Origin of the sequence: Natronococcus roseus (genome assembly GCF_043677095.1) — an archaeon.
Classification (GTDB): Archaea; Halobacteriota; Halobacteria; order Halobacteriales; family Natrialbaceae; genus Natronococcus; species Natronococcus roseus.
In genome coordinates, this window is sequence record NZ_JBHLJR010000003.1 from 124,717 (window position 1) to 137,164 (window position 12,448).

Sequence of the window (12,448 nt, forward strand, 5' to 3'; positions counted from 1 at the left end):
GATCAGTCCGCCTGGCCACCGCCGCTGGAGGTCGTCGATCCCATCCGTAGATCGACGTCACCGGTACCGAGTTTGATCGGCTTGCCGACGATGACGTTCTCCGTGACGCCGTCGAGATCGTCGACCTCGCCGTGGATCGCGGCGTTGAGCAGGTGGTTGACCGTCACCTCGAACGCCGCACGGGCCAACACCGAATCCTTCGAGCCCGAGATCCCGTGGCGACCGATCGACTCGATCTCGCCGCGGTTCGTCATCATGTCCGAGACCAGCATCAGGTGACGAACGTTCACGTCGTCGAGTCCCTGCTCGGCGAGCGTGTTGTTCGTCTCCTCGATGATCGCCTCGCGGGCGGCCTCGATCCCGAGATTGCGGTGGATCTCGTGGATGTTGTTACACGTCGATCGGGAGGCGTCGACGCCCTCGATCTCGAGCGCGTCGCCAAAGGCCGACCCCTCCGTGTAGAGGACGAACTCCTCGGTGCCGTCGTCGAGTTCCTCCCGCCGAATAACGACCCGCGAGATGTCCTCGATCCCCTTGAACGTGATCTCACGCAGCTCCTCGACGAGCTGGAGCAGATCACGATAGGACGGCTCCTCGGGTCCGAACTCGATCTGGGTCCCCTGCTGGATCGCCTCGACGCCGAGGTTGTCCTGGATGATCTCGGCGACCTCCTCGGGCGAGATCATCCGCTCCTCGAGGGTGTCCTCGTTGAGCGAGATCTGAACCCGCATGTCAGCGACGTTCGTCGAGACGTCACCCAGCGCGAGGACCTTCGTCGCCTCGATCTTCCAGACGACCTCGTGGGCCTTCTCCCGCTCGGTGGCGTACTCGTCCTCGAGATGGATCGTCATCATCGGCGTATCCGGGGTCTTCCGGGCGTCGACCAGCTCGATCAGCCGGGGCAGCCCCTGCGTGACGTCGATTTCCGCAACGCCCGCGTAGTGGAACGTGTTCATCGTCAGCTGCGTTCCGGGTTCGCCGATCGACTGTGCGCTGACGGTGCCGACGGGGTCTAAGGGGTCGACGCGCGTATCGAGGTACCGCGCCTCGACGGCCTTCGCGAGCTCGTCGGCGTCCTCGACGGTGGCGTCGGTGCGGCCTTCGAGGGTCGCGTAGACCTTGTCCTTGAGCCGACGGGGAAGGTCGGTGTCCTCGACGACGGCGACGGTGTCGTCGTCGACGGCGTAGTCGACCTCAGTCATCGGAGGTCACCTCCGTGCCCTCGACGAGTCGGTCGTCGGCGTACTCCGAGAGGTTCGTCGGCTCGGTCTTGATACCGAGGAACTCCTTGCGCTGTGCGTCGGATTCGAACTCCGAGTCGAGCACTCGGTCGGCGATTCGCTCGACGTCGATGTCGTTGTCGTCGCCGGAAGAGACCTTGACCGGCGAGGTGCCGTCCTCGCCGAACTCGAACTGAACGATCGTGTCCGAGGTGTCCCGGACGGTGCCGTCGTACTGCGCCTCGAGCTCGGAGAGCGCGTTGATCAGCCGCCGCTGGAGGTAGCCGGACTTCGAGGTACGAACGGCGGTGTCGACCAGCCCCTCGCGGCCACCCATCGCGTGGAAGAAGAACTCCCGCGGGGTCAGTCCGCTGGTGTAGGAGTTCTCGACGAAGCCGTGGGCCTCCGCGGAGAGGTCGTTGGGCTTGTAGTGGCTCAGGGTGCGGTCCTCGTAGCCGCGGTTGATCCGCTCGCCCCGAACCGCCTGCTGGCCGACGCAGCCGGCCATCTGGGTCAGGTTGAGCATCGAGCCACGGGCGCCGGATTCGGCCATGACGACGGCCGGGTTCTCGTCGGTAAAGTGTTCGTCGGCGATGTTCCCGGCGTTGTCACGCGCACGCGAGAGCGTCTGCATGATCTTCATCTCGAGCGTTTCGTCGATCGTTCGGCCGGGCAGACTCTCGAGTTCGCCCCGCTCGTAGGCCTCGATGAGCTCCTCGACGCGGTCGTTGGCGTCTTCGATCGTCTCGTCGATCCGGGCCTGGGCCTCCTCCGGGATCGTCTCGTCGTCGATCCCGATCGAGAACCCGAAGTGCATGATCGCCCGCATCGCCAGCGTCGAGACCTCGTTGATGAAGATCCGGGCGCGCGTGTTGCCGTAGACCTTCGTGATCGTGTCGACGATCTCGCCGCCGAACTCGCCGACCTCGTCCTCGGCGATCGTTCCCTCGAGCAGCTGGCCGTCCTCGACGACGACGTCGTCGCCGACGGTACCGGTAAACTCGAGGTCGAGATCGTCGGGCAGCAGCTCCGAGAAGACGTCGTACCCGGTCCAGAACGGCTCGCCCTCGTCGTCGATGCCGCTGGGTTCGGGCAGTTCGTCGATCCGGGTCGCACGAAGCAGGTCCAGCGCCTGGGTCTCGTTGAACCGGGGGTTGTCGTGGGTCAGCAGGTACATCCCCGAGATGTGGTCCTGGATTGCGCCGATGATGTTCTCGCCGAATCGGGGCGAGAGGATCTGCTCCTGAACGCGCATGAGGACGCGCGCCTCCGCGCGGGCCTCCTCGTTTTGCAGCGCGTGCATGTTCATTTCGTCGCCGTCGAAGTCGGCGTTGTACGGCGGACAGACGACGGTGTTGAGCCGGAACGTCTTGTACGGCATGACCACGACCTCGTGGGCCATAATCGACATCCGGTGCAGCGACGGCTGGCGGTTGAAGATGACGATGTCGCCGTCGACGAGGTGGCGGTTGACCTCCCAGCCGGCGTCGACCTTCTCGGCGAGCTGTTCGCAGTTCTTCTCGGTCACCTTCAGTCGTCGACCGTCGGGGCGACGAACGTAGTTCGCGCCGGGGTGGGCCTCCGGGCCGTTCGAGACGTAGCGTCGAGCTTCCTCGACGTTTCGCTCGGTGACGTTCATCGTCTGGGTCATCTCGCTCGCCACGCGGTCGGGGACGCCGACCTCGTTCAGCGAGAGGGTCGGATCCGGCGAGATGACGGTTCGGGCCGAGAAGTTCACGCGCTTCCCGGACAGCGAGCCCCGGAATCGACCCTCCTTACCTTTCAGGCGCTGGGAGAGAGTCTTGAGCGGCCGCCCGGAGCGGTGTCGGGCCGGCGGCGTCCCCGAGATCTCGTTGTCCATGAACGTCGTCACGTGGTACTGCAGCAGCTCCCAGAGGTCCTCGATAATCAGCTGGGGAGCCCCGGCCTCGCGGTTCTCCATGAACCGCTGGTTGATCCGGATGATGTCGACCAGCTTGTGCGTGAGGTCGTCCTCGGAGCGCTGGCCGTTGTCGAGCGTGATCGACGGCCGCGCGGTTACGGGCGGAACCGGGAGGACGGTCAGGATCATCCACTCGGGACGCGACCGTTCCGGATTGATGCCGAGCACTTCCATGTCCTCGTCCGGGATGGCCTCGAACCAGTCCCGGATGTCGCTTGGCATCAGCTTGTTCGTGTCCTCTTCCGTGAGGTCGATGTCCAGGGCCTTCTCGATGGCCTTGCGCTGACTCTCGCGCGGTCGGAACGAGCCCGAGAGGATCTCGTTGATCCGGCCGATGTCGATCTCGGTCTTCTCGGCGAGCTCGTCGGGCGTCGTCCGCTCGACGCCGGCCTCCTCGTCGCCCTGCATCGCACCGGCGATGCGCTGGGAGTACTCGCTGGTCAGGACCTGCTGGACCTCGTAGTAGGTCGTGGGCTTCTCGTGGTCGATGTCGTACTGGACCTCGCCGCAGTGGGGACAGCGATCCTTCTTGCGGGCCTGTCGGATGGCTGCCTTCGTAACGTCGTTTAGGTCGCGGCCGAGCTTTCGCGACTCGTCGATCTGGTCGTAGAACTCGCCGCGCTCGTCCTCGGTCAGCAGGAGCCGCGAGCACTCGCGACAGGTCCCTCGCAGGAGCCGACGAATGAGCTTCGTGAATCCGACGTGGATGACGGGTGCGGCCAGTTCGATGTGACCGAAGTGACCGTTACACGATCCCGAGTGTTTGCCGCAGGTCTTACACTCGAGCCCGGGGTCGATAACGCCGAGTCGGGGATCCATCAGCCCCATGTCGATGGGGAAGCCGTCGTCGTCGTAGGTGTCGGCCGTGATGATCTTCGTCGCGCTCATCTCGCGGTACTCCTCGGGCTCCATGAGCCCGAAGTTGATCGATCCGATATCTTTTGGTGTGCTGTTTTGCATGGTGGGTTAGACGGCGTCCTCCAGTTCCAGTCGCGGCGCGATACCCAGGGCCTTCATCTCGTCGAGGAGAAGCTTGAACGCGTAGCTCATCTCGATCTCGTGGATATCCGTCTCCTCGTCGCAGTTCGGACAGTACACGCGGCGCTGTTCGACGTTCTCGACCGCGCTCATTCCGCACTGTCCGCAGATGTGGATGAACTCGCGGTCGGACTCGTCGAGCAGTCGCTCCTTCAGCGTCATCGCGGCGCCGTGACCGATGAAGACGTCGCGTTCCATCTCCCCGATACGGAGTCCACCCTCGCGGGCGCGACCCTCGGTGGGCTGGCGAGTCAGCACCTGCACGGGACCGCGCGAGCGGGCGTGGAGCTTGTTCGAGACCATGTGGTAGAGCTTCTGGTAGAAGATGATCCCGACGAAGATCTCGGCCTCGATCTTCTCGCCGGAGATTCCGGAGTACATCGTCTCCTTGCCGGCGGAGTCGAACCCGTTCTGCTCAAGCCCCTCGCGGAGTTCGTCCTCGTCCTCGCCCAAAAACGGCGTCCCGTCGACGCGACGACCCTCCATGGCGCCGAGCTTTCCACCGATCATCTCGAGGATGTGCCCGACCGTCATCCGCGACGGCAGGGCGTGGGGGTTCAGGACGAGGTCGGGCACGACGCCCTCCTCGGTGAAGGGCATGTCCTCCTGGGGCGCGAGGTGGCCGACGACCCCCTTCTGGCCGTGGCGACTCGCGAACTTGTCCCCGAGTTCGGGGATCCGTTCGTCGCGCACGGAGACCTTCGAGAGCTTCGAACCGTCCTCGCCCTCCATCAGCGTGACGGTGTCGACGACGCCGCTCTCGCCGGAGCGCATCGTTACCGACGTTTCGCGGCGCTTCTGTGGCGAGAGCCCGCCCATGTCGTCGGGCTCCTCGAGGAATCGCGGTGGGCTCGTCTTCCCCAGTAGAACGGAGTTCTCGTCGACCGTCGTCTCGGGGTTGACGAGGCCGTCCTCGTCGAGGTGGGTGTAGGCTTCCTCGCCGCGGGCGCCACGGACGTCCTGGCTCGGGATCTCGAAGCGGTCCTCCTGGCCGCCAGGGTAGCGTCGTTCCTCACCCTCGTAGGTCCGGAAGAAGTGCGAGCGAGCGAGCGCGCGTTCAACGCTCGCTTTGTTCATGACCAGCGCGTCCTCGATGTTGAACCCCTCGTAGCTCATGACGGCGACGACGAAGTTCTGGGCCGCGGGTCGCTCGTCGAAGCCGATCTGCTCGGTCGTCTGGGTCTTGACCATCGAGAGCTGCGGGTAGTGCAGCAGGTGCTGGCGCGTGTCCGGACGGATCCGGTAGTTCGCGCTGGGCAGCCCCAGCGACTGCTTGATCATCCCCGCCCCCATCGTAATTCGGGGCGACGCGTTGTGCTCGGGGTAGGGGATCATTCCCGCACCGATCCCGAAGATCAGCTGCGGGTCGATCTCGAGGTGCGTGTGATCCGCGTTCAGGTCGTCCTCGTCGACGGCGACGTAGATGTCCTCCTCCTCCTCGGCGTCGATGAACTCGATGTAGCCGTGCTCGACGAGGTCCTCGAACTCGAGGTCGCCGTCCTGGAGTGCCTCGAGTTCCTGGTCGGAGATTCGGGGCTCGCCGTCCTCGACGACCAAAAGCGGTCGACGTGCGCGGCCGGCGTCGGCGTTGACGATCACTTCTCGGGTGCGATCCTTGACCGAGACGTTTACCATCTCGCTGACGTCGCCGATGCGTCGCGCTTCGCGGATCTGTTCGGCCAGTTCGTGCGGATCGGGATGGGTCCCGACCAGCGACCCGTTGACGTAGACTTTCGCTTCTCGTTGTTGGCTGCTCATGATTTATCAGTCGTCTGCGGTCGATCGCTCGATACCCTCGAGACCGGGGATCCCCTCGACGCCCATCGAGGCGAGTTCACGTTTGAGTTCCTGTTCGTCCTCGATGTTCTGGGAGAGTTCCATCGCCTGTGCGAAGTTCTTCACCAGCCCACAGTTCGGGCCCTCAGGCGTCTCGGAGGGACAGATGCGACCCCACTGGGTCGCGTGCAGGTCCCGTGCCTCGAAGTGTGGCTGCGAGCGGCTGAGCGGGCTGCGCAGCCGGCGCAGGTGGCTGAGAACGCCCATGAAGTCGGTGCGGTCGACCAGCTGGCTCACGCCCGAGCGGCCGCCGACCCAGTTGCCCGTCGCGATCGGGTGCTCGAGGCGTTCGGTCAGCACGTCGGATCGAACGACGGTGTTCACCGAGAGGTTTCGGTTGCGCATGTTGGCGCGCTCGAGCTGGTACTTCACGTCCCGGGCCAGCTTGTTCAGGGCGGTCCGGAACAGGTCCCGCATCAGGTCGCCGCTGACCTTCAGTCGCTTGTTCGCGTAGTGGTCCTTGTCGTCGGCCTCGCGCCGGCCGAGCGCGAGCTCGAAGCAGGCTTCGGCCATCCGACAGAGGTAGTGGGCCTTGTTGATCCGGACGTCCTCCTCGTCGACACCTTCCTCGTGGAGATGTGGCAGAAGGTAGCGGTCGATGACGTAGTTGGCTCGCTTGAGCTGGTAGTTCTTCCCCTGGCCGGAGGCGACGCGCTTCCCGAGCTCCTCGATTGCACCCTCCTCGGTCTGGACTTCCGCCTCCTCCAGGTTCTCGAGCATGTACTTGACGACCTCGGGGTCGTTCGAGACCTTGTGGACGATCTCCTCGTCGCTCTCGAGGCCCAGCGCCCGAACGAGCGTGACGAAGTTGATCGATCCCGAGACCGACGGGAACGAGACCTCGAGTAGCCCGTTTCGGGTCCGTTCACAGAGCACGAGCGCACGGTAGCCACGGCGCTGCGAGAAGGTCTTGGCGACCTGGATCTCGTCACCGTACTTGGTGTCGTACTCCGCGAGGATCTTGTTCGGCGCAAGGTCCTCGCTGGTCATCAGCACGCGCTCGGAGCCGTTGACGATAAAGTAGCCGCCGGGGTCGGCGGGGTCCTCCCCGATCTCGATCAGCTCCTCGTCGCTGAAGCCGGCGATGTTACACTTGTCGGAGCCGACCATGATCGGCATCCGGCCGATCTTCGTCTCCGTCGAGTCGACGACGCGCTCGTCGCCCTCCTCGCCCTTGACGATCGACATCTCCATGAAAACGGGCGCGGAGTACGTGATGTTCCGGAGTCGGGCCTCCTGGGGGTACAGCAGCTCCTCGGAGCCGTCGGCCTCCCGAACGCGGGGCGTGACGACGCGGACGTCGCCCAGTTCCACGTAGACCGGTTCCTCGCCCTCCTTGTCACCGATATCCGTGTCGATCGTCTCCTTCTCGTCGACGACCTCCTGCATTCCCCGGTTGAGGAAGGCGTTGAACGATCGGTAGTGGTGTTCGGCGAGCCGTTCCTTCGAGAAGTATTCGCGCGAGATATCCCGTCGTTTCGATCGATCAAGTTCTATTGACATTTATTCCACCACAAGTCGGTATACGACTGCCTGGTCGGTTGTGCGTGAGTTCCGAACGATCTTGATGACGTCGCCGACGTCCGCCTCGTCCGGGAGAGCGGAGTCGTTGCGCTTGATTTTCGGCAGGTCTGTGCGGTCGATGTCGTACTCCGTGAGGACCTCCTCGAGGACGTCCTCCTCGAGAACGGTGTGCTCCGGAACGAGTTCGTGTTGGCTTACGTCTACCATGTGTTGGTGCGGGCTATCGGGAGAGAAGCGGCTGTCACGAGATACTACAGGCACGTAACGGAGGGACGCATTTAACGGTTACTAACTCGATCCAAAAGCACGGCTATCCGGCCTGGCGAACTTGACCGGAACTATCTGTCACGTTCGTACGTAGCCCGTTCTCAGTTATATTCCTTGTGGGGAGCGAAAGTAGACAGCCTCGAGACGGACGTGTCCCGGTTCGTCCTACCACACGTTCCACGATTGGAAAGCCTTAATACTCTCACCGGGAAACTGAGAAATGCGTCGTAAGACGCCGCAAGCAAGCCCGGATGGTGTAGTGGCCCATCATACAACCCTGTCACGGTTGTGACGCGGGTTCAAATCCCGCTCCGGGCGCTTTCTTGCGACTTGTCTGCCCGGATGGTGTAGTGGCCCATCATACAACCCTGTCACGGTTGTGACGCGGGTTCAAATCCCGCTCCGGGCGCTTTCTTGCGACTTGTCTGCCCGGATGGTGTAGTGGCCCATCATACAACCCTGTCACGGTTGTGACGCGGGTTCAAATCCCGCTCCGGGCGCTTTCTCAATATCGTGAGTGACCCGTTTCTCCTCCACGAGCAAAGCTCCTGAAAGAAGCAGTCCAGAACCGAGGAGTGGAGCGAGCGTTCCCTTCTATCCGCAAGCGCACGCTACTCTACCGTACCGGCAGTCGTAGCGTTCTCGGATACCATTAGTAGTATCACCTGTTACTTGCAGATACGATGCGGAACTCAAAAGAAAGGGGTGACGAAACCGAGATCAAGGTCGCCTCACGGCTCATAGAAACCGGATACAGCGTTTCAATTCCGTTCGGTGACAACGACAAGTACGATCTCGTAGTCGATGATGGTACGACGTTGTATCGAGTTCAGTGCAAAACCGCATGGCAGAACAAGTCACAGACGATTCGATTTAATACGCATTCACAGACGACCAAAGACGGAAACTACCACGAACAGACCTATCGGGACGAAATCGATGCGTTCTGTGTTCGGTATCCGAAAACGGATCAGCTCTACTGGATACCCGTTGATGAGGCAACGGCGCAAAAAATGGAGCTACGATTCGACGCTGCTATCGACCATCCCTCGATTAACTGGGCGGTTGACTACGAGTTCAGCGAGAACTGTCCCTGATCGTCCCGTTAGCTGTTTCTATTACCTTCGTCTAACTCGATTCGCTCCTCCCAGACCAGTTTGAGTTGTGCTCAGTCCCAGCGTCTCCAACGTTCGCTTCAGTCCGTTTCCCGGGGCTTCTCTCGACGATGTCGGCGCTCAGCGCTGAGAATCGACGCGACAAAAACCCCAGTCAGCGGATCCGATCCTCCCACTCGATCCAGTCCTGCTCCCAGCCCGTTCGCGACTCCGCCCGCTGGCGAGCGTACTCCACGTCCTCGCGGTTCGTCCGATTCCGTTCGACCGCGCCGGACTGCTCGCCTTCGAGCAGGAGCGGATCGAACGAGACTGCCTCGAACCGTTCGCTCGAGCCGTCGGCGTCGACGGCCGTGAGCCGCTGGGGCTGGGTACCTCGAGGGAGGACGAGCCGGCCGCCGTCGGCGAGCTGGGCCAGCAGCGGTCGCGGCGGGTCGACCGCGGCCGCCTCGAGCAGGATCCGATCGAAAGGGGCGTACTCCGGGAGTCCGCTGGCGCCGTCGCGACGGTCGACGAGGACGCCCTCGTATCCCGCCCGCTCGAGGTTGGCTCGTGCCTCGACGACGAGCGGTCGCGAGATGTCGACGGCGTGGACGCCGTGCTCGCCGACGATCTCGGCCGCGACGGCCGCCGTGTAGCCGACGCCGGCGCCGACGATCAACACGTCGTCGCCGTCCTCGAGGGCGAGCGCCTCGAACAGCCGGGCGACCGTGCTCGGTGCGAGGACGCGGGTCTCGAGGATCTCGTGCTCGCGGTCGGCGTAGGCGGCTCGGTCGTCCTCGAGGAACTCGTGGCGGGGAACGTCCCGCATGGCGATGGCGACGGCCTCGTCCGTGAGGACCCCCTTTGAGGGGGATTCGAGGCCGTCGACCAGGTCCTCTCGGAGTACCGCAGGGTCCATACCCGGGGTAGCGGACGAAGCGTTATCAACTGCGCGCCCGCCCGCGCAACCACCGACTACTCCCCTCGCATTCGAACGAACCGAACGCCGCCGTGTTCGCTTCGCTCGAGGCTTCCGTCCTCGCGCTTCTCGACCATGACCAGCCTCTGAAACCCGGTCCCGATCGGGGCAAGTAGCCGACCACCGGACCGGACCTGTTCGACGACGGGGTCGGGCAGCTCTGGCGTCGCGCAGGTAAAGTACGCCGCGTCGTACGGTGCGTGCTCTGTCCACCCCTCGCGGCCGTCGCCGACGCGAATCGAGACGTCGCCGTACCCCGTTTCAGTGAGACGGTCCCGCGCCTGCTCGGCGAGATCCGCGCCGTACTCGACGCTGTAGACGCCCTCGGCACCGACGAGTTCCGCCGTGACGGCGGCGTGGTAGCCACAACCGGTGCCGATCTCGAGGACGTCCGCACCGGGCTCGAGTTCGAGCCGATCGGCCATGATCGCGACCATGTGCGGCGCGCTGATCGTCTGGCCGTCCCCGATCGGGAGCGGTCGGTCCTGGTAGGCGTCGCTGCGACGATCGGGCGGGACGAACTCGTGGCGGGGAACCGTCCGGAGAGCCTCGAGGACACGGTCGTCGTCGACGCGGTCGGCGACCGTTCGGACCATCCGCTCGCGAGCAGCTTCGTAGTCGTCGGTCCGGTCGTCCCCGTCGTCGGAGCTGAACCGATCGAACATGGTGGAGTCTACGGGCTCGCGAGCAATAGCCTGTGGGACGCAACTGCGTGCCGGTCGGTTCGTCCGGAGACGTGCTCCGGACGTCGGCCGCGTCTCGGAAGAGACTCGTCGAGTCGACTACCAGGCCGACCAGGCGCTGGTCTGTTCGTCGTAGGCGTAGACCCGTTTGAGGTCCTTCGCGACGCCCGTGTCGCCCTCCATGTCGTAGCGATCGCGGTCGTACTCCGAGGCGTCCTTCCGAACGACGAAGGCGTCGATCTCGAACTCGTCGTCGCCGAACTCCTCGATCGAGCCGACCTCGAACTCGTAGTCGCCGGGGACGTAGACGGTGATGCTCCGGCTGTCGTCCCGGGAGCCGTCCTGGGGATGCACGGTGACGTTGACCGCCACGTTGTCGACCTCCCGGGTCCAGACGGTCTCGACGTCGTCGGCGTCGGCCTCCTCGACGCGGCGGTGGCCGTCGAGCTCGATGCTGGTCACGCGAACCGTCGAGAGCACCTCGTCGGTCTCGAGGATGAACTCGTCGCCGACCTCGACGGTCTCGTCTTCGGGCGCGGTGACGTTCGCGGTGAACGATTCGCCCTCCTGGGAGACGACGACGTCGAGGGTGACCTCGCGTTCGGGATCGGGCTGTACCTTGTGGACGTGACTGCACTCGCTGCAGCGAACCGTAAGCGCCCCGCCGCCCGCCGTCAGTACCTCGTGGACCGTCTCGAGGTCCGGCGAGCACGACGGACAGGGCGTCGGGATCCGGTCTGGAACGTCGTTCATAGCACGCCGTAGACGCCACGACCGTAAAAGCCGATTGGACCGTACACGAGCCCGTCACTGGCTCGCACCGTCGTCGTTCGAGTCGGCTCGAACGCCCGCTCGAGGACCCGAGCCTACTCGGCGCTCGATAGCTCGATCTCGGAGCCTACTGTCGATTTCACCGCTCGCTCGTTGGGAGATCTACGACCTCCCCATCCGCCCACACCGTCGGCTCCCGGAGGATTCCGTCGAGGTGGATCGGCGCATCGACGTCGCCGCCGATGCCCGCGTCGTCGCCGATCGCGATGTGAACCGTCCCGCCGGCCTTCTCGTCGAGCAGGACGGAACCGACGAGATCGGTGACCGCGACATTGGTGCCGATGCCGAGTTCGGCGAGGTTGTAGGCGGCGTCGCCAACTTCTTCAGCGGCGTTCTCGACCGTCTCGCGGATCTCGTCGTCTGAAATCTCGGTGACGAGTCCGTCTTCGACCTCGAAGCGAAGCTCCTGGCCGTCCTCGAGCAGCCCGTGGGGACGCATCGTTCCGTCGACGACGAACGTTCCGTCGGCCGTTTCGGGGCTGACGAACACCTCGCCCGCGGGAAGGTTCGACATCTGGCCGGGCTCGTGAACGATTCCGGTATCGGAGAGGAATTCCCGATCCCCGATCCCGAACGTGATATCGGTCCCCGCGGGGGCGGTGACGCGGATCTCCTCGGCGTCTTCGACCTGCTCGAGGACGTCGGCGGAGTGGTCGGCGATCGCCTCGTAGTCGGCGTCCAGCCCGGTGGTAAAGACCTCCTCGGTGATTCCCGGTAGCGTCGCGACGCGGGCGCCGGCCTCGTTGGCCTCGCCGCGGGCGCGGGTGTGGCTCAGGCTCTTGCTCGTCGGCGCGAGGACGACGTCGGCGCCGGCCATCGCCGCTGCGACCGGTTCCGGCGGTTCGCCGCCGTGGGTCTCGCCCGGCGGGTAGCGAACGATCACGGCGTCGTCGGAAATCTCGCTTGCGACCTCGTAGATCGCCTCGCCGATCGGTTCGCGCTCGTCGTCGGTGACGACGGCACAGCTCTCCGAGGACTCGAGGGCGAGACACTGCCGAACGGCCGTCTCGGCGGCCGCGCGAAGGTCTGACATA

10 protein-coding genes and 3 tRNA genes are annotated in these 12,448 nt (G+C 64.3%); 4 read left to right on the forward strand and 9 right to left on the reverse strand.

All coding sequences use genetic code 11. The features are described from left to right. Nucleotides 1-2 precede the first annotated feature (2 nt). Genes rpoA2 through ACFEMD_RS08605 form a run of 5 tightly spaced genes read right to left on the reverse strand, consistent with a single transcriptional unit; the run spans nt 3 to nt 7,767 of the window. Complete coding sequence (rpoA2, locus tag ACFEMD_RS08585; protein WP_394740618.1) at nt 3-1,202, reverse strand: DNA-directed RNA polymerase subunit A''; 1,200 nt, start codon at nt 1,200-1,202, stop codon at nt 3-5. Further along, nucleotides 1,195-4,122, reverse strand: coding sequence for a DNA-directed RNA polymerase subunit A' (locus ACFEMD_RS08590; RefSeq protein WP_394740619.1), 2,928 nt, complete (start codon nt 4,120-4,122; stop codon nt 1,195-1,197). The genes rpoA2 and ACFEMD_RS08590 overlap by 8 nt, the downstream gene beginning before the upstream one ends. A gap of 6 nt (nt 4,123-4,128) precedes the next feature. Further along, nucleotides 4,129-5,958 (reverse strand): DNA-directed RNA polymerase subunit B, encoded by a 1,830-nt coding sequence (gene rpoB, locus ACFEMD_RS08595; protein ID WP_394740620.1) that lies wholly within the window; start codon nt 5,956-5,958, stop codon nt 4,129-4,131. 6 nt (nt 5,959-5,964) lie between these two features. Further along, nucleotides 5,965-7,539 (reverse strand): DNA-directed RNA polymerase subunit B'', encoded by a 1,575-nt coding sequence (locus tag ACFEMD_RS08600; RefSeq protein WP_005554553.1) that lies wholly within the window; start codon nt 7,537-7,539, stop codon nt 5,965-5,967. Beyond that, nucleotides 7,540-7,767 carry a DNA-directed RNA polymerase subunit H gene (locus ACFEMD_RS08605; protein WP_005554554.1) on the reverse strand — a complete coding sequence of 76 codons (228 nt, stop codon included), beginning with the start codon at nt 7,765-7,767 and terminating at the stop codon, nt 7,540-7,542. A 305-nt stretch (nt 7,768-8,072) separates the two neighbouring features. On the opposite strand from ACFEMD_RS08605, the gene ACFEMD_RS08610 reads away from it, so the two are divergent. The 4 genes from ACFEMD_RS08610 (at nt 8,073) to ACFEMD_RS08625 (ending at nt 8,924) form a co-directional block, all read left to right on the forward strand. After that, nucleotides 8,073-8,145, forward strand: a tRNA-Asp gene (locus ACFEMD_RS08610). An 18-nt stretch (nt 8,146-8,163) separates the two neighbouring features. Further along, nucleotides 8,164-8,236 (forward strand) — tRNA-Asp (locus tag ACFEMD_RS08615). A gap of 18 nt (nt 8,237-8,254) precedes the next feature. After that, nucleotides 8,255-8,327: transfer RNA gene (locus ACFEMD_RS08620), tRNA-Asp, on the forward strand. Nucleotides 8,328-8,510: 183 nt separating this feature from the next. Then, on the forward strand, nt 8,511-8,924 hold the full coding sequence (locus ACFEMD_RS08625; RefSeq protein ID WP_394740621.1) for a group I intron-associated PD-(D/E)XK endonuclease: 414 nt from the start codon (nt 8,511-8,513) through the stop codon (nt 8,922-8,924). Nucleotides 8,925-9,096: 172 nt separating this feature from the next. Here the strand turns inward: ACFEMD_RS08625 and ACFEMD_RS08630 are convergent, their stop codons facing one another. From ACFEMD_RS08630 to ACFEMD_RS08645, 4 genes are all read right to left on the reverse strand, one after another. After that, complete coding sequence (locus ACFEMD_RS08630) at nt 9,097-9,840, reverse strand: protein-L-isoaspartate O-methyltransferase family protein (RefSeq protein ID WP_394740622.1); 744 nt, start codon at nt 9,838-9,840, stop codon at nt 9,097-9,099. A 56-nt stretch (nt 9,841-9,896) separates the two neighbouring features. Continuing rightward, complete coding sequence (locus tag ACFEMD_RS08635) at nt 9,897-10,565, reverse strand: protein-L-isoaspartate(D-aspartate) O-methyltransferase (protein WP_394740623.1); 669 nt, start codon at nt 10,563-10,565, stop codon at nt 9,897-9,899. 117 nt (nt 10,566-10,682) lie between these two features. Continuing rightward, entirely contained in the window at nt 10,683-11,336 is a 654-nt protein-coding gene (locus ACFEMD_RS08640; protein WP_005554559.1) for an HVO_0476 family zinc finger protein, read from the reverse strand. 157 nt (nt 11,337-11,493) lie between these two features. After that, a complete protein-coding gene (locus ACFEMD_RS08645) occupies nt 11,494-12,447 on the reverse strand; it encodes an aminopeptidase (protein WP_394740624.1) in 954 nt (317 codons plus the stop codon). Between the last annotated feature and the right edge of the window lies 1 nt (nt 12,448).

Coding starts and splice junctions, on each gene's coding strand:
- rpoA2 (WP_394740618.1), bottom strand. CDS start 1,202: ATGACTGAGGTCGACTACGCCGTCGACGACGACACCGTCGCCGTCGTC.
- ACFEMD_RS08590 (WP_394740619.1), bottom strand. CDS start 4,122: ATGCAAAACAGCACACCAAAAGATATCGGATCGATCAACTTCGGGCTC.
- rpoB (WP_394740620.1), bottom strand. CDS start 5,958: ATGAGCAGCCAACAACGAGAAGCGAAAGTCTACGTCAACGGGTCGCTG.
- ACFEMD_RS08600 (WP_005554553.1), bottom strand. CDS start 7,539: ATGTCAATAGAACTTGATCGATCGAAACGACGGGATATCTCGCGCGAA.
- ACFEMD_RS08605 (WP_005554554.1), bottom strand. CDS start 7,767: ATGGTAGACGTAAGCCAACACGAACTCGTTCCGGAGCACACCGTTCTC.
- ACFEMD_RS08625 (WP_394740621.1), top strand. CDS start 8,511: ATGCGGAACTCAAAAGAAAGGGGTGACGAAACCGAGATCAAGGTCGCC.
- ACFEMD_RS08630 (WP_394740622.1), bottom strand. CDS start 9,840: ATGGACCCTGCGGTACTCCGAGAGGACCTGGTCGACGGCCTCGAATCC.
- ACFEMD_RS08635 (WP_394740623.1), bottom strand. CDS start 10,565: ATGTTCGATCGGTTCAGCTCCGACGACGGGGACGACCGGACCGACGAC.
- ACFEMD_RS08640 (WP_005554559.1), bottom strand. CDS start 11,336: ATGAACGACGTTCCAGACCGGATCCCGACGCCCTGTCCGTCGTGCTCG.
- ACFEMD_RS08645 (WP_394740624.1), bottom strand. CDS start 12,447: ATGTCAGACCTTCGCGCGGCCGCCGAGACGGCCGTTCGGCAGTGTCTC.